Genomic DNA, 18,719 nt, shown 5'->3' with positions numbered 1-18,719 from the left:
GCCGTTGCTACGCAACGTTGAAAAACGTTCCCTACGTTTTTTTATGCCTGCTTTTCCCCCGAATATCACCGAGTTCCTCCCCTTCTGCGGCACACTGCGCAAAATATGACGTGTTCAACAACCTGAAACATTAACAGGCCGTGATTAAGGTAGGTTTATCACCTGATTTCATGATAAAAAGAAAACACGCAGCTTCCCGATGGGAATGTTAATTATTTCAAGAACTTTATGCCGAGGAAATCGGCATTGTTGACGTAACAGTATGGTATGTCTGCATCAGACGATGCCTAGCCAGATAACGTCCACTCGCAGGAGATTACCGTCAGATGTTAAAGCGCGTTATCGCTGCCGTATTGCTTTGCACGGCCCATTTTGGGGCACATGCCGAGACGATTGAAAACAGCACCAGTTTTGCACTTTTGGGGGAGCCCAAATATGCCGAAAACTTCAGCCATTTTGATTACGTTAACCCAGATGCCCCGAAAGGCGGCAGTATCACCCTCAGCTCACTGGGTACTTTTGACAATTTCAATCGTTATGCGCTACGCGGCGTAGCGGCGGCACGTACCGAACGCCTGTACGATTCGCTCTTCACGACGTCTGATGACGAGTCCGGCAGTTATTATCCGCTGGTCGCCCTGACGACGCGCCATTCGGCGGATTTTCGCTGGATTGAAATCGAGATGAATCCCAAAGCCCGCTTTCATGACGGTTCACCGATCACCGCCGCTGACGTCGCGTTCACCTACAATATGTTTATGACACAGGGCGTACCGCAGTTCCGCATCTATTTTAAAGATGTCACCGCCAAGGCCGTTGCCCCGCTGACTGTGCGTTTCGATTTTCCCGTATCCGATAAAAACCGCATGTTCAGCTTGCTTACGCTGCCAATAATGCCGGAGAAGTTCTGGAAGAATCATAAATTCAATGAACCGTTAGCGTATCCGCCCCCAGCCAGTGGGCCTTACCGCATCACCGCCTATCGTACCGGACAATATGTCACCTATTCTCGCGTGAAAGACTACTGGGGTGCCGATCTGCCGGTCAATAAAGGCCAGTACAATTTCGATAAAATTCGCTACGACTACTATCTGGACGACAGCGTCGCACTGGAAGCCTTTAAAGCTGGCGCTTTCGACCTGCGCGAGGAAGGATCGCCAAAAAACTGGGCAGCCCAATATCAAGGCGGCAACTTTGCACGTGGCTATATCATCAAACAGGATCAGGTCAATCAATCCGCACAGGATACGCGCTGGCTGGCATTCAATATTCAACGACCGCTGTTTCAGGATCGTCGTGTACGCCAGGCGTTAGCACTGGCCTTTGACTTCAACTGGATGAATAAGGCGCTGTATTACAACGCTTATCAACGTACTGACAGTTATTTCCAAAACACCGAGTATGCCGCCAAAGGTGAACCTGACGCAGAGGAATTGGTCTGGCTCACGCCGCTCAAGGACAAAGTACCAACCGAGGTCTTTGGCCCCAGCTACCAACCGCCCTCTTCCGATGGCAGCGGGTATGATCGACAAAACTGGCTTAAGGCCCTCAAACTGCTGGAAGACGCGGGTTGGGAATTAAAAAATCAGAAGCTGGTTAATCGCAAAACCGGGCAGCCGTTTACGTTTGAACTATTGCTGCCAAGCGCCGGCAACTCGCAATATGTCCTGCCTTTTCAGCAGAGCCTGAAAAAACTGGGCATCACCATGAACGTACGTAACATCGACAGTACGCAGTTCAACAATCGTATCCGTAAACGGGATTTCGATATGACGGCCACAGTTTACAGAGCATTTCTCTACCCCAGTGATGATTTACCCATTTATTGGAGTACCCAGTATATCGACTCGACCTATAACAGACCGGGCGTCAGCGATCCCGCCATTGATTCGCTTATCGAGGAAATCGTTAAGCACCAAGGACAAAAAGCGCCGCTACAGTCACTCGGGCGCGCACTCGACAGGGTGCTGACCTGGAATCAGTTTATGATTCCGATGTGGTATTCCAATCATGACCGTTTCGCCTATTGGAACAAATTTGCCATGCCCGCTAAACGTCCAGCCTATTCGCTTGGTTTCGATAGCTGGTGGTTCGATACCCAACAGGCAGCCACGCTGCCGGCAGAGCGACGTTAAGGAATCGAAATGGGAACATATCTGTTACGCCGCCTCCTGCTGATCATCCCAACCTTATGGGCGATTATTACGATTAATTTCTTCATTGTACAAATTGCTCCCGGCGGCCCAGTCGATCAAGCTATCGCAGCAATCGAAATGGGTCACGGCAGCGGTTATACCGCCAATAGCGGAATGGATGCAGGCATGGCGCGCACGGGCACCAGCGGCGCACCGAATATCGAGAACGCTTATCGCGGTTCACGTGGCCTCGACCCGGAAGTCATCGAAGAAATCACCAAACGTTATGGCTTCGATAAGCCGATCCATGAACGTTATTTTAAACTGCTGTGGGATTACGTACGCTTTGACTTCGGCGACAGCCTGTTCCGTGGTTCTTCGGTGATGCAACTCATTAAGGAGAGCATGCCGGTTTCGATTACTCTGGGGCTGTGGAGTACGCTGATCGTCTACCTAATTTCCATTCCTCTTGGCATCAAAAAAGCCGTGAAGAACGGCACACCGTTCGATACCTGGAGTAGCACGTTAATCATTATCGGCTATGCCATTCCGGCGTTTTTGTTTGCGATCATTTTGATTGTATTGTTCGCGGGCGGCAGTTACCTGGACTGGTTCCCGCTTCGAGGGCTGGTCTCCAGCAATTTTGATACCCTGCCGTGGTACAGCAAGATTACCGACTACTTGTGGCATATCGCCCTACCGGTTCTGGCTTCCGTCATTGGCGGTTTCGCTACGCTAACGATGCTCACCAAGAACTCCTTTATGGATGAGATTCGTAAGCAGTACGTTGTTACCGCGCGCGCTAAAGGGCTGGATGAAAAGAGCATTCTCTACCGCCACGTATTCCGTAATGCCATGTTGCTGGTGATTGCCGGCTTCCCCGCCACGTTTATCAGTATGTTTTTCACCGGTTCGCTACTGATTGAGGTGATGTTCTCGCTCAACGGACTGGGCCTGCTGGGCTATGACGCCACGCTGCAACGTGACTACCCCGTCATGTTCGGTACGCTGTATATCTTCACGCTGATCGGCTTATTGCTGAATATCGTCAGTGACATAACCTATACGCTGGTGGATCCGCGTATCGATTTTGAGGGACGCCAATGAGCCGCTTAAGCCCGATTAATCAGGCGCGCTGGGCACGCTTTAAAAGTAATCGTCGCGGTTACTGGTCGCTGTGGATTTTCATGGTGCTGTTTATTGTCAGCCTGTTTTCCGAATTGATCGCCAACGACAAACCGCTGTTGGTGAAATATGACGGCCAGCTCTATACGCCGGTACTCATTGACCACAGCGAGAGGACGTTCGGCGGCCAGTTGGATACCACCGCTGATTTCCGCGATCCTTATATCGCCGAACGTATCAACAGCCACGGTTGGGCCATCTGGCCGCTGATTCACTACAGTTACGACACGATAAACTACGCCACTACAGCGTCCTTCCCCTCTGCACCAAATTGGCAGAACTGGCTGGGCACGGATAGCCAGGGGAAAGATGTGGTCGCGCAGGTGCTGTATGGCTTCCGTATCTCACTGCTGTTCGGTCTGGCGCTCACGATCCTGTCCAGCGTGATTGGTATCGCCGTCGGTGCGACACAAGGCTATTACGGTGGGCGTCTCGATCTGTGGGGGCAACGCTTTATCGAAGTCTGGTCCGGCATGCCCACGCTGTTTCTGATTATCTTGCTGTCCAGCGTGATTCAGCCGGATTTCTGGTGGCTATTAGGCATTACCGTCCTTTTCGGCTGGATGAGTCTGGTTGGCGTGGTGCGGGCGGAATTTCTGCGTACCCGCAACTTTGACTATATTCGTGCCGCGCAGGCGATGGGGGTCAGTGACCGCGCCATTATGTTCCGCTGCATGCTGCCAAACGCGATGGTCGCTACGCTGACCTACCTGCCCTTTATTCTTTGCGGCTCGATTACCACGCTGACATCGCTGGATTTTCTCGGCTTTGGTCTGCCGATGGGCTCGCCATCATTAGGCACTTTATTGCTGGAAGGGAAAAATAACCTTCAGGCACCGTGGCTGGGCATTACCGTGTTTATGGTACTTTCCATCGTGCTTTCCTTACTCATTTTTATCGGCGAAGCGGTGCGCGACGCCTTTGACCCCAGCAAGGCGCATTAATATGTCCAGTTCACCTTTATTGCAGATAGATAATCTCAGCATTGCCTTCCGCAAAGGCGATCAGGAGCAGCGCGTTGTCGATCAGCTTTCACTGGCGGTGAACGCGGGTGAAACGCTGGCGCTGGTCGGTGAATCAGGCTCGGGAAAAAGCGTCACCGCACTGTCGGTTTTACGTTTGCTCCCCTCCCCGCCCGTGGTTTATCCGCAAGGGGATATCCGCTTCGCAGGGCAATCGCTGCTGCATGCTGATGAAAAAACACTGCGTCAGATACGCGGCAATCGGATCGCGATGATCTTTCAGGAACCGATGGTGTCGCTTAACCCCCTGCAAAGCATTGAGAAACAGCTGATTGAAGTGCTTTCGCTCCACCGTGGCATGCGTACCGAAGCAGCCCGCAGCGAAGTCATCACCTGTCTGGATCGCGTGGGCATTCGGCAGGCTAAGAGTCGATTGAATGATTTCCCGCACCAGCTTTCCGGAGGGGAACGCCAGCGCGTCATGATTGCGATGGCGCTGCTGACACAGCCGGATTTACTGATTGCCGATGAACCCACAACGGCATTGGACGTGACCGTTCAGGCACAAATATTGAAATTGCTGAACGAGCTGAAGCAGGAACTGGGGATGAGCTTACTGTTCATCACCCATAACCTGAATATTGTCCGCCAGTTGGCAGATAACGTGTCGGTCATGAAAGCCGGTCAGGCCGTGGAACATAATAGCTGTCAGCAGCTTTTCAGCGCACCGCAGCATCCCTACACGCGCCAATTACTGGATGCCGAGCCGTCGGGCGAGCCGCTTCCGGTAACAGATGATGGCGAACCTCTTTTACGGGTGGAAAAACTGCACGTTTCGTTTCCCATCAAACGCGGCCTTTTGCGCCGTACCGTTGACGAAAAGCAGGTAGTGAACAATATCAACTTCACCTTACGACGCGGCGAAAGTCTGGGTCTGGTGGGGGAATCCGGTTCAGGAAAAAGCACGACCGGACTCGCGCTGCTGCGCCTGATTCAATCACGCGGCGATATCTGGTTTGACGGCCAGCCTCTGCAAGGGCTAACCCGTAAGCAAATGCTGCCTTTCCGCCACCGGATTCAGGTTGTCTTTCAGGATCCGAACTCCGCACTGAACCCGCGACTGAATGTAGAGCAAATTATTGCTGAGGGGTTGACCGTCCATCATAAGTTGAGCAAAGAGGCACTCGACCAGCGTGTGGTTGAGGCGATGCAGGAAGTTGGGCTGGATCCGACGACCCGCTACCGCTATCCCTCCGAGTTTTCCGGCGGTCAGCGCCAGCGTATCGCTATCGCTCGCGCCCTGATACTGCAACCGGAGCTGCTGATCCTTGATGAACCCACATCATCGCTGGACAGAACGGTGCAGGCGCAAATTCTCGCGCTACTGAAATCATTACAGGAAAAGCACAAAATCGCCTACCTGTTCATCAGCCATGATTTACAGGTTATCCGTTCGCTGTGCCATCAGGTTATTGTGTTGCGACAAGGCGAAGTGGTCGAACAAGGCGAATGCAAACAGGTATTCGCGCACCCTGCCGAACATTACACACGCGAACTGCTACAGTTTTCATCCTATACGGCGGAAACGCAGTCAGCATAAATGAGGGAATACCGCAGCGTCAGTCTGCTGACGCTGCGGTTTAAAAGGGGTATTGTGCTGATACGGACTCAGCGATAGCGACACCAACATTCTTCAGACGGCACATTGCCGTGCTTTCATCATTGCGATGCAAAAACAGGCACGGTTCGCCTTCCCATTCCAGAACGGCGCATTCAACCTGAATTTCAGACAGAGACTGATGCAACTGGTGCATGATTTTCCATGCAATATCGCCGTCATGGCTCAACAGCTTGAGGCCAATCAGGTTATTCTCTTCTTCTCTGCCGCTCAGCGGAATCGGTTCAACATTGATACCTGTAAAACCCGATAACCAGCGATAACTTTGCGGCAAACGATGAACTACCGAAAGTTGGAAACTGTCCACTACTGTTTTCCTCAGATAATAATTCACAAAATAGTAACATATTTATCATAGTAGCGTGTTCACACCATTTTTTGCCACTTTTAGTGAACAAAAAAACAACAAACACACTTTTTTCATATCGCGGTAGTGGCTAACAGATCTGATTGCAAGGACTATTAATGCCAAATTGATCACGAATCTTTCTTCTTTTCCGGCTATATGTAACCTTTTCCATTTAATATCTCAACCCTTTTTAGCCCATTTGTTCACTTTTGGGTCAAATATTTTACATTAACAAAACAAAAAGCTATGCCTGGGTATCGCCTTAAGAAGGAAAAGGAAGAATCAGAGAGAACAGACTCAGATGCAGAAACATCTTTCCTGCATCTGAGAAGAAGGGAAAATCAGGACGCGGGGGAACGGGTTGCGTACAGATACAGCAGAAAGGCACCAATCGAACAAAGTGCCATTGATAACACCATCGGCCAGGCGCTGTTGAATGAGGCCAGCGATAGGATAACGCCCACAATCGCACCCAGACCGAAGCGCAACGTGCCCGCTAGCGACGAGGCCGTCCCTGCCATATGCGGGAAATCATCGAGAATCACCGCCATCGCATTCGACGCCACCATCGCAATGCAGCCGACAAACAGTGCCACGCCAAACACCAGCGGTAAGAATCCGAGATCGAACAGGCAGACGACCACCAGCCATATTCCCATCACAAACTGAATGACCAGCCCCGTGCGGAACATCGCCATCGCGCCCAGCCGTCGCACATTGCGGCTGTTAAACAACGTGACCACAAAGAGAAAGACGACGTTCAGAGCAAAGTAGTAACCAAAATTCTGAGGAGAAACGCCATACAGATTGATATACACAAACGGCCCGGCGCTCAGGAAGGAGAACATGCCGCAAAACGAAAGCCCGCTTGCCACCATATAGCTGAATACCCGCTTGTGGCGGAACAGGATGGCAAAATTCCCGATGGTGGTGCGCAGATGAAATTTCTGCCGCTTAGCGGGCGGTAAGGTTTCTTTGATAAAAAAGAAAATCAGCGCTGACGCCAGAAAAGCCGCACCAGAGATCGTCCAGAAAATGGAATGCCAGCTAAACCACATCAGCAGCCAGCCACCGGCAATAGGGGCAATGAGCGGCGCGACGGTCATTACCAATACGACAAACGACATCATGCGAGAAAAATCATCCCGCGAGAACATATCGCGCATCAGGGCATTAATCACCACCGCAGCAGCCGCAGCGGAGACACCGTGCAGAAAACGCATGTAGATCAGCTGCTCTACCGTTTGTGCCAGCGCACAGGCCACGCCTGCAAACGCAAAAACCAGCGTACCGCCGAGAATCACTGGCTTACGTCCCAAACTGTCCGCCATTGGCCCATAGAACATCTGGCCAATCGCAAAGCCCAGCACATAGGTACTGAGCGTCATTTGGACATGCCCATCCCCCACGCCAAACTCGTTAGCAATGGTCGGCAACGCAGGTAAATACATATCGATAGCTAACGGCATTAGCATCGAAATCAGGCCGAGAATAAAAATCAGCCCGAAATGAGAAGAGCGGCGTAATTGCACTAATAACTCCAGATTAGAAAAAAGGTCATGCTATGCGGCATTATTTTACGCTGGCGATCTCCTCAGCACTTAACTCCCGGTATTCACCCGGTTCCAGTTCGCTATCCAGATAGATGCCACCGATACGTTCGCGATGCAGCTCAACGACCCGATTCCCCACTGCCGCAAACATCCTTTTGACCTGATGATAGCGGCCTTCGCTAATCGTCAGTCGAACGACATAATCCGTTATCTTCTCAAGCGTAGCGGGTTTGGTGAGGTTCTTCTCGTTATGTAGTTGCACACCTGCCGTAAATTGTGCGGCGGTGTCCTCGGCCAGCGGTTGTTCCAGCGTCACCAGATAGGTTTTTTCACACTGGTGCTTAGGCGAGGTAATGCGATGCGACCATTGTCCATCGTCAGTTAACAGCACCAGTCCGGTGGTATCGATATCCAGACGCCCCGCCGCGTGCAGTTTGTACGCCACCGGGACATCCATGAAATACAAAATGGTGGGATGATCGGGATCGTCCGTTGAACAGACGTAGCCCTGAGGCTTATTCAACATGAAATAACGTGGACCGTTCTGCTGTTTCAACGGATTACCATCAAATTCAACGTTATGCTCGGGGGATAACTTGAACGCACCGCTTTTTACCACTTCACCATCAACGGTAACACGCTGTGCGTGGAGCTCGCGCGCCACCAGTGAACGACTAATTTCCAACTGCTGGGATAAAAATTTGTCCAATCGCATTAAAGCTCACTACCTATCTCAAATAACTGCCTGTCTCACATCATGAGACCCTAAATTGTGAAGGGGTAGTATAACGGGGGTTTGTTCACTCGTCCTGCAATTCACGGCCCATAAGTTGCTCTTTTTAGCCGACCTTGAATTTGAACGCCTCTTGCTTATCCCTCGCGCCAGGTATTATCAACAGGCATAATAAGGGCAATTTTTTACATTTTAAGGACAGCCCCATGTCATCTATTCACGGTCATGAAGTGTTGCAAATGATGCTCGCATCCGGTGAGTCATTTACCACCGAACAGCTGATTAGCACGATAGAAGCCCGCTTCGGCAACGAGGCGCGTTTTCATACCTGTTCCGCCGAAAATATGACGGCCTCAATGCTGGTACAGTTTCTGTCTGAACGCGGGAAATTTATCCCTCACGATGCAGGCTTTACCACCAGCGCCAGTAAAATCTGCCAGCATTAGTTATGTCGTTCACACTACGGCCTTACCAGCGTGAGGCTGTTTCCGCCACACTCGACTATTTTCGCCGTCACACCCAACCGGCCGTCATCGTTTTGCCTACCGGTGCGGGGAAAAGTCTGGTTATCGCTGAACTGGCGCGGCTTGCTCGTGGCCGCGTGCTGGTGCTTGCGCACGTTAAGGAACTGGTCGCACAAAACCATGCCAAATACCGTGCCTTGGATTTGGAAGCGGATATCTTCGCGGCAGGGCTACAGCAGCGAGAGAGTCAGGGAAAGGTGGTCTTTGGCAGCGTGCAGTCCGTCGCGCGTAATCTCGACCAGTTCGATGGTGCCTTCTCGCTGCTGATCATTGATGAATGCCACCGCATTAGCGACGACGATAATAGCCAATATCAACAAATCATCCAACATCTGCAAAAGACTAACTCACAGCTGCGGCTGCTCGGCTTAACGGCGACGCCCTATCGGCTTGGTAAAGGCTGGATATATCAGTATCACTATCACGGCATGATCCGTGGCGACGAGCGCAGTTTGTTCCGCGACTGCATCTATGAGCTACCGCTGCGTTATATGATCAAGCATGGCTTTCTGGTACCGCCTGACCGACTGGATATGCCAGTGGTGCAATATGATTTCAGTAAGCTCGTCGCCCGCAGCAACGGGTTATTCAGCGAAGCCGACCTGAACCTCGAACTCAAACGTCAGCAGCGAATTACGCCGCACATCATCAGTCAGGTCATCGATTATGCGCAAACGCGGCGCGGCGTGATGATTTTTGCGTCTACCGTCGAACATGCCAAAGAAATTACGGCCTTGCTACCGGCCGGACAGGCTGCACTGGTTAGCGCCGATACCCCAGCGGCCGAGCGTGATGCGCTGATTGACGCTTTTAAACATCAGTCGCTGCGGTATCTGGTCAACGTGGCGGTGCTAACGACCGGGTTTGACGCCCCGCATGTCGACCTTATTGCTATCCTTCGGCCAACAGAATCAGTCAGCCTGTATCAGCAAATCGTCGGGCGTGGTTTACGTTTGTATCCGGGGAAAACGGACTGCCTGATTCTGGATTATGCGGGCAACCCACACGATCTCTATACGCCAGAAGTCGGCAACAGCAAGCCGCATGCTGGCAGCCAGCCGGTACAGATCTTCTGCCCCGAATGTGGCTTTGCCAATCTATTCTGGGGGAAAACAACCCCGGACGGCGACATCATCGAACACTATGGCCGCCGCTGTCAGGGCTGGGAAATAGCAGAAAGTGGCCAACGCCAGCAGTGTGATTTCCGGTTTCGGTTTAAAGTCTGTCCGCACTGCGGCGCGGAAAATGATATCGCGGCGCGGCGCTGCCACCAGTGTGACGAGGTATTGGTCGATCCTGACGATATGCTGAAAGCGGCGTTGAAACTGAAAGATGCGCTGGTTTTACGCTGTAGCGGCATGAGTTTCGAGCAGGGGCAGGACGCAAAAGGTGAATGGTTAAAAATTACCTACCACGATGAAGACGATGCCGAAGTGAGTGAGCTTTTTCGCCTGCACACTACCGCTCAGCGCCACGTTTTCCTGCAACAGTTCTTACGTGTTCACCAACGCGCGCCGGGAACACCGTTTAACTGGCAAAATGCCACCGACGTCATCGCACAGCAGCTATTATTACGCGCACCTGATTTTGTCGTCGCCCGTAAACACGGAAAATTCTGGCAAATACGCGAAAAGCTCTTTGATTATCAGGGACGCTTTCGTCGCGCCAACGAGCTCCGCGGCTAATGTATACTCTAAATAATTCGAGTTTCAGGCAGGCGGCAAGTGAGGGAATCCCGATGAGCTTACTCAGGTAAGTGATTCGGGTGACAGAACGCTGCCAACGCACATGAAACTTGAAGTATGACGAGTAATTTTGGGATTCATTTGCCCGCGGAGCCATATTCCGCTAGAATTCAGCCCGCTTTTGTTCGCAAAAGCTGAATAACCCAACCTGCTGCTGGGTCGCCTGTAGCAGGATTACTTTATATAAGTAGAGAAGAAAATGATTACTATCAAAGCAGAAGCACGTCAAGGTCAGGGTAAGGGTGCGAGCCGCCGCCTGCGTTCAGCTGGTAAATTCCCAGCCATCGTTTACGGTGGTTCAGAAGCACCAGTATCTATCGAACTGGATCACGACTCAGTAAAAAACCAAGAAGTGAAAGAAGGCTTCTACGGTGAAACAGTTATCCTGTCTATCGATGGCAAAGAAGTTAAAGTTAAAGTTCAGGCTGTACAACGTCACGTTTACAAGCCAAAACTGACTCACATCGACTTCGTTCGCGTTTAGTTTGCGCTGAAGTTGTTTTCCGGGACGCCGGAAAAGAAGAACGCCGCTTATGCGGCGTTTTTTTTATAAAAATTTGCTCATTCACAAAGGAATGTGAACATGTCTCGTGATATCTCACAGCGACTTATCGCTATCGATGCCCTGCGCGGTCTGGTTATGGTACTTATGCTACTGGATCATGTGCGGGAAACCTTTTATCTACACCTGCAACTCGCCGATCCGATTGATGTAACCAGTACCGATCCCATGCTATTCATCAACCGCACGCTGGCGCACCTGTGTGCTCCCGTGTTTGTCTTTTTAACCGGGCTTTCTGCCGCGCTGTACCATCAAAAAGTGCAAGATCGCCGACAAACCGCTCTCTTCCTGTTCCAGCGCGGCTTAATTCTTATTCTCCTTGAGCTCACGCTAATCAACTTCGCGTGGACGTTCCAGTTCCCGCCGCAGGTCATCTATCTACAGGTCATCTGGGCCATCGGTATGAGTATGCTTGCCCTCAGCGCGCTGATCTGGCTCCCTGCCGGGCTGGTTTTCATTCTGGGCATCGTTATCGTGGGCGGACATAACCTGCTGGATTCTCTACAGGCTTCCGCAGGCTCCATCTGGTCTATTCCCTGGGCAATTTTGCACGATCGCGGTTGGATAGACATCGGCGACACATTCCGTATGCGTACTTCATACCCGGTATTGCCATGGATTGGCGTCATTTCACTTGGCTACGTCGCTGGGGCACTATATCGAAAAGAGGTATTTCCGCTTCAGCGCCAGAAAGTCCTGCTCACGCTGGCTGGGATCACGCTAGCGCTGTTCTTCGTTCTGCGTAGCATCAATCTGTATGGTGAAAAACCCTGGCAGCAGGGTGATACCATCACGCAAACGCTCATGAGTTATTTCAACATCACGAAATACCCGCCATCGCTGCTGTTTCTCTGCCTGACGCTTAGCATCGGGCTTTGCCTGCTTGCCGTATTCGAGCGTCAGCAACAAAAGCGCTGGCTCGTTATACTGGCGAGCTTCGGTGCCGCACCGATGTTTTTCTACCTACTGCATCTGTATGTTTTAAAAGGTATGTATTTAACCGCTGTCGCGATCTGGGGGAAAAATCAGGGAGAATGGTTCGGCTTTTCCGCCGTCTGGCAATTGTGGGTGTGCACTCTGGTGCTGATGGCCGTGTTATTTTCGCCAGTTCGCGCGTTTGCCCGCTTAAAAGCCCGCCGCAGAGACATCCGCTGGCTTAAATATTTCTAATCTCTATCGTTTCAACCCGCTATCAGCCGTTGCCCTTTTTCCTAAAGTAGGAAAAAGGGCAACGTATTCTGGTGCGATGTCTACGACTTACCGCTGCTTGTCCGACGCTGTAACTGATCGCGCAGGTTCGGTGGCGTACCTTTAATCGTCAACGTATCCGTCGCCGGATCCCAGAAAATTCGCTCGCCGAGCAATAGCGCATCAAAATTCAGACTGATACCGCCGCCGCTGCCCGCAAATTTGGTCAACTGACGCAGTGTTCCACGATCGGCTGGGAAGCTCTCTTCCAGCTCATAGCCTTGCTCGGTTGAAAACTGCTGAAAGGTTTTCTCGCCCAGCGGTGGCAGCTCCTGCGACAGCGACTCCAGCTCGATTTCCTCACCGGACTGCAACTGTTCATTGCAGTAGCTATACACCTGCTGGCGATAATTCTGGCGCTCGTTTTTATCCAATTGCGCTTCTTCACAATACTCATCAACGGCTTTCAGCAGGCCACGATTTTGTGCTTTGGTATCCAGCCCTTCTGACGCGGCCAGAAAATCCATGAAGAAGTCAGAGACTTTGCGCCCAACGCGGCCTTTAAGGAACGTCAGATAACGTGTCGATTCTGGATTGGTTTCCCATTCCGTCAAATCAATACGCGCGACGATATCGGCATGGTTGATATCCAGATAGTGCGTGGTGCTGATATCCAGCTGTTCATTAACTCGCATGCTGTTGCAGCTATTAAGCACGGATATCAATAAATACTCGACCGCCAGATAACGATACTGGCAGAACAACACGATACCGCCTTCGGCAAACGGGTACTTCGCCAGCTCATCACGCAGACGCCCTGTCGCGGCGCGTGAGAAACTCAGAAAGTCCTCATCCCCTTTGCGACAAGCTCGCAGCGCATCCGCCAGCTCGCTTTGCTCATTAAACAGCCCATAGGCTTTACTCTTGGCGCTGTAGACGCGATGCAGTTCAGCCATCATCTCTTCTACTGCCGCATTGGTCGACAGCAGGGAATCACGCAACACCATTTCCAGCGTTTGTTCGTCACGTTTAATTAGCTGATGCAGGGCAATCTGGGCGATATCCAGACTCATGATAAACTCTCCTTTTGGCAAGGCGCGTATTCAAACACTGATACGAACGGCCCGCAACACATTAAAGCTGGCACTCTGCATCTGTACGCGCGCTAAGCGTCTACACTACTTATTGATAAAAGCATGCCAGTGATAAAAGTACGTTAATGATAAAAGTGCAGAAAAGCATAAGCCTATACGGTAAGATAAGCGACTTTACCAGCTTGAGATACGCCATTTTATGCCACAATCATCCCGTTATAGTGACGAACACGTTGAACAACTGCTTTCTGAGATGGTCAATGTTCTGGAAAAGCACCACGCCCCAACCGATCTTGCTTTGATGGTGCTCGGTAACATGGTGACGAACCTGATTAACACCAGCATCGCGCCTGCACAACGTCAGGTTCTGGCGCGTTCTTTCGCTGAAGCCCTGCAGGCTTCAATTAAAAAAGCCGATAAAGCTCACTAAGTTTTGACCAACGTATGGTAACCAACCGTCAGCGCTACCGCGAAAAAGTCTCCCAGATGATCAGTTGGGGACACTGGTTCGCCTTATTCAACATTTTGCTCACTTTGGGGCTGGGTAGCCGCTACCTGTTTGTTGCCGATTGGCCGACGTCCCTGTTCGGTCGACTTTACGCGCTGGTTAGCTGGCTTGGACATTTTAGCTTTATCGTCTTCGCCGCCTATCTGCTGGTCATCTTCCCGCTCACGTTTATTGTGATGTCGCAGCGCCTGCTGCGGTTCCTGTCTGCGGCGCTGGCAACGGCCGGGCTGACGATACTGCTAGTGGATGTTGAGGTCTTTACACGCTTTCACCTGCACCTCAACAGTACCGTTTGGGAACTCGTCGTCAACCCCGGACAGGGTGAGATTGCCCGCGACTGGCAGTGGATGTTTATCGGCATTCCATTGATTTTCATGGCGGAAATGCTGTTCGGCACCTGGTGCTGGCAAAAACTCCGCAGCCTGAACCGCCGCCATTTTGGCAAACCGCTGGCGGGCGTTTTCATCTCCGCGTTCTTCGCGTCGCATCTGATGTACATCTGGGCCGATGCGAATTTCTATCGCCCGATTACCATGCAGCGTGCCAATCTGCCGCTGTCTTATCCGATGACGGCACGTCGTTTTCTGGAAAAACATGGTCTGCTGGATGCACAGGAATATCAGCGTCGGCTGACACAGCAGGGTAATCCCGAAGCCATGACGGTGGAGTATCCGCTCAGTAACATCACCTTCCGCGATAGCGGCAGCGGCTACAACCTGCTGATGGTGATGATCGACGATACGCAGCCCGATGCCATACAAAATCGGATGCCGAACCTGTCGCGCTTCGCCGCAGAAAACGTGCGCTTCAGCGATCATTACGATTCAGGCTCCCAGCCAGACGCCGCCTTGTTTAACCTGTTTTACGGCCTCTCGACGACCTATATGGACGGCATTCTGAGCGCGCGCAAACCTTCTGCCTTGATCACTGCATTAAGCCAGCAGGGTTATCAGTTCGGACTATTTTCGGCGAACGGCTTCAACAGCCCACTTTATCGTCAGGCGCTGCTTGCTGATTTTTCCTTACCTGCACCGCAGCAGCAAAGCGGCGATGCCATCATCACGCAATGGCAGGAATGGCTCAGCCGCGATAATAATCCAGCCCCCTGGTTCTCTTACGTTGAACTGAGCAGCGCACCGAAAACCGCAGATGGCAAAGGAGCTGAGCCTAACGGCCGCATGAATATTCAGGACGTTGATCGCCAGATTGGGCAAATCATTCGGACCTTGCAGGAAAAGAACATTCTGGATAACACCGTCGTCATCGTGACAACGGCGCAAAACCAGAATGCGAATGCCAGCAACGCGGCACGTTTTGCCCGTACCCAGTGGCAAACACCACTCATTGTTCACTGGCCGAACACGCCTGCGCAGACCATTACGAAAATGACGGACAACAAAGACGTCATGACCACGCTGATGCAGCGCCTGCTCCACGTTAAAAACAGCACGGATGATTATTCGCAGGGTGAAGACCTGTTCTCAGCCCAGCGGCGCTACCCGTGGTTGATTAACGGCAACGGCGGCACGCTGCTCATCACAACGCAGGAGCAGCTCATCGTCTTGGAAAGCAACGGTAACTACCGGGCTTACGACATGGCGGGAAATCGGTTGAATGATGAAAAACCGCAGCTTGCCCTACTCTTGCAGGTACTAACGAACGAAAGGCGCTTTATTGCCAACTAACTGCCTAAATCTAAAGCAGTCGTTCCATCCGGCTATTGCAATAAGGTCAGGAAAAGGTAGTATAAATGCCCATAGCATCGGCACGTAGCGCAGCCTGGTAGCGCACCGTCATGGGGTGTCGGGGGTCGGAGGTTCAAATCCTCTCGTGCCGACCAAATACATATTCGGTTAGTATCGTTTACTACCGGAAACCCCACAGAAACCCGCATTCTCACTGAGTTTGCGGGTTTTTTGTTGCTTGTTATCTACCGGCATCCCCCGTTTACAGCCGGAAAGTTTAGTTATACGCTTAGTTATACCGTCCCATATAACTACAAAAGCGTATAACTACGATGGCTCGTATAACTACCCCACTCACCAATACCGAGATCAAAGCCGCCAAACCTGCCGAGAAGGAATACACGCTACAGGACGGAGATGGGTTGTATCTTCTGGTGAAACCGAGCGGTTCTAAAATCTGGCGTTTTAACTATTACCGCCCCGATACAAAGAAACGTGCATTAATCAGCTTTGGTTCATTCCCTGCGGTTTCTTTGGCAGAAGCCCGACAACGGCGTGAAGTGGCAAAGGCGCTGATAAGCAAAGGCATCGATCCACAATTCCACCAGCAACAGCAGCGCGAACAAGAGCAAGCCATCAACCTAAACACGTTCGCGAAAGTCTCCGCTGACTGGTACGAATTAAAAAAGTCTCAACCGTTAGCCGAGAACACCATTAAAGATATCTGGCGCTCGCTGGAAAAATACATGTTCCCGTTCATCGGAACCCTACCGATCACCCAGCTTACCGCTCGTCACTTCATCACCGCGCTGGAACCGATACAGGCCAGCGGCAAGCTGGAAACCGTCAAGCGGGTAATCCAGCGAATTAATGAGGTAATGGATTATGCGGTTAACTCCGGGCTGATTCCTGCAAACCCCGCCGCCAAGATCCGCAAAGCATTTCAGACGCCGGTGAAAACTCATATGCCGACCATTCGGCCAGAGGCATTACCTGGCTTGATGAAAACGCTATCGGTCGCCAGCATCGAGCTACAAACTCGTTTATTGATTGAATGGCAGCTACTGACCGTTACCCGCCCTGCCGAAGCCGCTGAAACCCGCTGGAGTGAAATAAATCTTGCGGATAACACCTGGACAATCCCCGCTGGCCGTATGAAGATGCGCCGTGATCACATTATTCCCCTGTCCCCTCAGGCATTAGCCATTCTGGACGCCATGAAGCCCATCAGCGGACACCGAGAATATCTGTTTCCATCCAGTAAAGATCCGAAGCAGCCTATGAACAGCCAAACCGCTAACGCCGCATTGCGCCGTATGGGTTACAAAGGCGTACTGGTATCCCACGGCCTACGCGCCATATTCAGTACCGCCGCCAATGAAGAAGGGTTCCCGCCAGATGTGATCGAAGCCGCCCTCGCCCACGTAGACACCAACGAGGTACGCCGCGCCTATAACCGCTCTACCTACCTGGAACAACGCAAGATATTGATGTGCTGGTGGGGCGAATTTGTAGAAACAGCCGCAACAGGAAAAGTGATGGCATCGGAAGGAGCCAGAGGATTACGCATCGCCAATAGTTAATACTGTATTTATATACAGTTATTTATTGATTCCTGTTAGTTGCCCTCCTAAAATGCACTTATCCGGTGTAAACCGAAAGAAACCCACACCGTTAACCAGCCCCTTTACATCGGGGCTGTGCTATTTGATATACCAGCCGAGGGACTATGCTGAAAATACCTAAACACATGAGGGGAATGATCGAGGTCACTGCACATCAGGTGGCAAGCGTTATGGCTGGTGACAGCGGCGATAATACTTCTATTACTTATTGTACCGATGACTACCTGCCTGACTCCGTTCCCCATTACCAAGAATCTGAAATAGAAAGTTATCTGCAAACCATCTTTCAAGCAGTAAGATTCGGTATCATTAAACCTATCCGAGCGTCTTATACCAGCGCGTGGGGGGACACGACCAATGTCTGGACAACGCAGATTGATGTAGACACTATCGATCGCAATACACAGATCCACGATGCCACATTTCTTGCCGCTGATATCTGGCCGTGGGCTAATCAATTACTTTCCGATGATTCACCCTGGTATGGCTTTTCCGATCCCAAAAAAGACACGCCATTACCAGAAAATTGGGGCGAATTCGCTAACCGTGATACCGCGTTGCTTCTTATCGCTGGTTTATCGAAGGCGCTTGAAGGTAAAAGCGGCGGTGTTTATAAATGGGGTAACAAACTAAACCAGAAAAAACTCGCAGAAGATGCAGCGCTGGCAGTGGGTACGGTGCTTGGTGAGAACACGCCGGATAAAACAGAGTCTTTCCGTAAGTTAATTGCGGAAGCACTGGCGACTATCCCCGTTAGCTAACGCCCTTATTTGCATCAGTGACAGAATAACGGCCATGTTAGACGGTGGCCGTTACCAAACTCGCATAATGCTTTACCTCATTTGATTTTCTCTCTTACCAACTCTCTTTATTGCCTACCACCCTTTAGCCCACAAAACCGTTTAACTATCTGCACTGACCGGGCAACGCCGGTTTCATTGGAGATAAGCACGTATGAACCTGTTAGACAGAAAAATCCTGTTAAAGAAAGAAGTGAAAGCCATTCTGCGCGTTAGCTCGGACAGCAGCTTTCAGGAAATGATCAATGCCGGAGAATTTCCCAAAGGGTTTCGGGTTGGCTTACGGCGCGTAGGCTGGTTCGAGGATGAAGTTAGCGACTGGTTAAGGCAACGTATTGCCGAGCGTGACCAGCAAACCGAAACCGCATAAGCCGACACATCCATTTTTATTGC

At 51.3% G+C, this 18,719-nt stretch carries 17 protein-coding genes and 1 tRNA gene; 14 read left to right on the top strand and 4 right to left on the bottom strand.

What is annotated here, in order from left to right; genetic code table 11:
• The first annotated feature begins 326 nt into the window (after nucleotides 1-326).
• The 4 genes from H4F65_RS00780 to yejF are packed head-to-tail and all read left to right on the top strand — an operon-like array spanning nucleotide 327 to nucleotide 5,882.
• On the top strand, nucleotides 327-2,135 hold the full coding sequence (locus H4F65_RS00780; RefSeq protein ID WP_010277387.1) for an extracellular solute-binding protein: 1,809 nt from the start codon (nucleotides 327-329) through the stop codon (nucleotides 2,133-2,135).
• 9 nt (nucleotides 2,136-2,144) lie between these two features.
• On the top strand, nucleotides 2,145-3,242 hold the full coding sequence (locus H4F65_RS00775) for a microcin C ABC transporter permease YejB (protein ID WP_010277389.1): 1,098 nt from the start codon (nucleotides 2,145-2,147) through the stop codon (nucleotides 3,240-3,242).
• Nucleotides 3,239-4,264 carry an ABC transporter permease gene (locus H4F65_RS00770; RefSeq protein WP_010277391.1) on the top strand — a complete coding sequence of 342 codons (1,026 nt, stop codon included), beginning with the start codon at nucleotides 3,239-3,241 and terminating at the stop codon, nucleotides 4,262-4,264. Before H4F65_RS00775 ends, H4F65_RS00770 begins: the two co-directional genes overlap by 4 nt.
• A 1-nt stretch (nucleotide 4,265) precedes the next feature.
• Nucleotides 4,266-5,882 (top strand): microcin C ABC transporter ATP-binding protein YejF, encoded by a 1,617-nt coding sequence (gene yejF / locus H4F65_RS00765; RefSeq protein WP_010277395.1) that lies wholly within the window; start codon nucleotides 4,266-4,268, stop codon nucleotides 5,880-5,882.
• A 40-nt stretch (nucleotides 5,883-5,922) separates the two neighbouring features.
• Here the strand turns inward: yejF and H4F65_RS00760 are convergent, their stop codons facing one another.
• From H4F65_RS00760 to rsuA, 3 genes are all read right to left on the bottom strand, one after another.
• Nucleotides 5,923-6,267 carry a YejG family protein gene (locus H4F65_RS00760; protein WP_010277398.1) on the bottom strand — a complete coding sequence of 115 codons (345 nt, stop codon included), beginning with the start codon at nucleotides 6,265-6,267 and terminating at the stop codon, nucleotides 5,923-5,925.
• 383 nt (nucleotides 6,268-6,650) lie between these two features.
• On the bottom strand, nucleotides 6,651-7,841 hold the full coding sequence (locus H4F65_RS00755; protein WP_010277401.1) for a Bcr/CflA family multidrug efflux MFS transporter: 1,191 nt from the start codon (nucleotides 7,839-7,841) through the stop codon (nucleotides 6,651-6,653).
• Nucleotides 7,842-7,881: 40 nt separating this feature from the next.
• Nucleotides 7,882-8,577, bottom strand: a complete 696-nt coding sequence (gene rsuA / locus H4F65_RS00750; RefSeq protein ID WP_010277405.1) for a 16S rRNA pseudouridine(516) synthase RsuA — start codon at nucleotides 8,575-8,577, stop codon at nucleotides 7,882-7,884.
• A 224-nt stretch (nucleotides 8,578-8,801) separates the two neighbouring features.
• Here rsuA and H4F65_RS00745 point away from each other — a divergent pair, with 224 nt between their 5' ends.
• From H4F65_RS00745 to H4F65_RS00730, 4 genes are all read left to right on the top strand, one after another.
• On the top strand, nucleotides 8,802-9,041 hold the full coding sequence (locus H4F65_RS00745; protein WP_010277407.1) for a YecH family metal-binding protein: 240 nt from the start codon (nucleotides 8,802-8,804) through the stop codon (nucleotides 9,039-9,041).
• Between the two features lie 2 nt (nucleotides 9,042-9,043).
• Nucleotides 9,044-10,804 (top strand): DNA repair helicase RadD, encoded by a 1,761-nt coding sequence (gene radD, locus H4F65_RS00740; protein WP_010277409.1) that lies wholly within the window; start codon nucleotides 9,044-9,046, stop codon nucleotides 10,802-10,804.
• A 259-nt stretch (nucleotides 10,805-11,063) separates the two neighbouring features.
• Nucleotides 11,064-11,348, top strand: coding sequence for a 50S ribosomal protein L25 (gene rplY / locus H4F65_RS00735; RefSeq protein WP_010277411.1), 285 nt, complete (start codon nucleotides 11,064-11,066; stop codon nucleotides 11,346-11,348).
• Between the two features lie 99 nt (nucleotides 11,349-11,447).
• Entirely contained in the window at nucleotides 11,448-12,596 is a 1,149-nt protein-coding gene (locus H4F65_RS00730) for an acetyltransferase domain-containing protein (protein ID WP_010277414.1), read from the top strand.
• Between the two features lie 80 nt (nucleotides 12,597-12,676).
• Here the strand turns inward: H4F65_RS00730 and yejK are convergent, their stop codons facing one another.
• Nucleotides 12,677-13,687 (bottom strand): nucleoid-associated protein YejK, encoded by a 1,011-nt coding sequence (gene yejK / locus H4F65_RS00725; RefSeq protein ID WP_010277415.1) that lies wholly within the window; start codon nucleotides 13,685-13,687, stop codon nucleotides 12,677-12,679.
• 220 nt (nucleotides 13,688-13,907) lie between these two features.
• Between yejK and H4F65_RS00720 the strand changes: the two genes are divergently transcribed.
• From H4F65_RS00720 to H4F65_RS00695, 6 genes are all read left to right on the top strand, one after another.
• Nucleotides 13,908-14,138 carry a YejL family protein gene (locus H4F65_RS00720; RefSeq protein WP_005967239.1) on the top strand — a complete coding sequence of 77 codons (231 nt, stop codon included), beginning with the start codon at nucleotides 13,908-13,910 and terminating at the stop codon, nucleotides 14,136-14,138.
• 14 nt (nucleotides 14,139-14,152) lie between these two features.
• Entirely contained in the window at nucleotides 14,153-15,901 is a 1,749-nt protein-coding gene (gene yejM, locus H4F65_RS00715; RefSeq protein WP_010277421.1) for an LPS biosynthesis-modulating metalloenzyme YejM, read from the top strand.
• Nucleotides 15,902-15,979: 78 nt separating this feature from the next.
• Nucleotides 15,980-16,056: transfer RNA gene (locus tag H4F65_RS00710), tRNA-Pro, on the top strand.
• A 177-nt stretch (nucleotides 16,057-16,233) separates the two neighbouring features.
• A complete protein-coding gene (locus H4F65_RS00705) occupies nucleotides 16,234-17,484 on the top strand; it encodes an integrase domain-containing protein (protein WP_039320751.1) in 1,251 nt (416 codons plus the stop codon).
• A 146-nt stretch (nucleotides 17,485-17,630) separates the two neighbouring features.
• The gene (locus tag H4F65_RS00700) at nucleotides 17,631-18,287 is read left to right on the top strand and encodes a hypothetical protein (RefSeq protein WP_100068807.1); all 657 of its coding nucleotides are present in this window, start codon (nucleotides 17,631-17,633) and stop codon (nucleotides 18,285-18,287) included.
• 193 nt (nucleotides 18,288-18,480) lie between these two features.
• On the top strand, nucleotides 18,481-18,696 hold the full coding sequence (locus H4F65_RS00695) for a helix-turn-helix transcriptional regulator (protein ID WP_010286533.1): 216 nt from the start codon (nucleotides 18,481-18,483) through the stop codon (nucleotides 18,694-18,696).
• The last annotated feature ends 23 nt before the right edge of the window (nucleotides 18,697-18,719 follow it).

This window comes from Pectobacterium brasiliense (genome assembly GCF_016950255.1).
GTDB classification, from domain to species: domain Bacteria; phylum Pseudomonadota; class Gammaproteobacteria; order Enterobacterales; family Enterobacteriaceae; genus Pectobacterium; species Pectobacterium brasiliense.
This window is presented reverse-complemented; position numbering and strand designations above follow the sequence as displayed.

Coding starts and splice junctions, on each gene's coding strand:
- H4F65_RS00780 (WP_010277387.1), top strand. CDS start 327: ATGTTAAAGCGCGTTATCGCTGCCGTATTGCTTTGCACGGCCCATTTT.
- H4F65_RS00775 (WP_010277389.1), top strand. CDS start 2,145: ATGGGAACATATCTGTTACGCCGCCTCCTGCTGATCATCCCAACCTTA.
- H4F65_RS00770 (WP_010277391.1), top strand. CDS start 3,239: ATGAGCCGCTTAAGCCCGATTAATCAGGCGCGCTGGGCACGCTTTAAA.
- yejF (WP_010277395.1), top strand. CDS start 4,266: ATGTCCAGTTCACCTTTATTGCAGATAGATAATCTCAGCATTGCCTTC.
- rsuA (WP_010277405.1), bottom strand. CDS start 8,577: ATGCGATTGGACAAATTTTTATCCCAGCAGTTGGAAATTAGTCGTTCA.
- H4F65_RS00745 (WP_010277407.1), top strand. CDS start 8,802: ATGTCATCTATTCACGGTCATGAAGTGTTGCAAATGATGCTCGCATCC.
- radD (WP_010277409.1), top strand. CDS start 9,044: ATGTCGTTCACACTACGGCCTTACCAGCGTGAGGCTGTTTCCGCCACA.
- rplY (WP_010277411.1), top strand. CDS start 11,064: ATGATTACTATCAAAGCAGAAGCACGTCAAGGTCAGGGTAAGGGTGCG.
- H4F65_RS00730 (WP_010277414.1), top strand. CDS start 11,448: ATGTCTCGTGATATCTCACAGCGACTTATCGCTATCGATGCCCTGCGC.
- yejK (WP_010277415.1), bottom strand. CDS start 13,687: ATGAGTCTGGATATCGCCCAGATTGCCCTGCATCAGCTAATTAAACGT.
- H4F65_RS00720 (WP_005967239.1), top strand. CDS start 13,908: ATGCCACAATCATCCCGTTATAGTGACGAACACGTTGAACAACTGCTT.
- yejM (WP_010277421.1), top strand. CDS start 14,153: ATGGTAACCAACCGTCAGCGCTACCGCGAAAAAGTCTCCCAGATGATC.
- H4F65_RS00705 (WP_039320751.1), top strand. CDS start 16,234: ATGGCTCGTATAACTACCCCACTCACCAATACCGAGATCAAAGCCGCC.
- H4F65_RS00700 (WP_100068807.1), top strand. CDS start 17,631: ATGCTGAAAATACCTAAACACATGAGGGGAATGATCGAGGTCACTGCA.
- H4F65_RS00695 (WP_010286533.1), top strand. CDS start 18,481: ATGAACCTGTTAGACAGAAAAATCCTGTTAAAGAAAGAAGTGAAAGCC.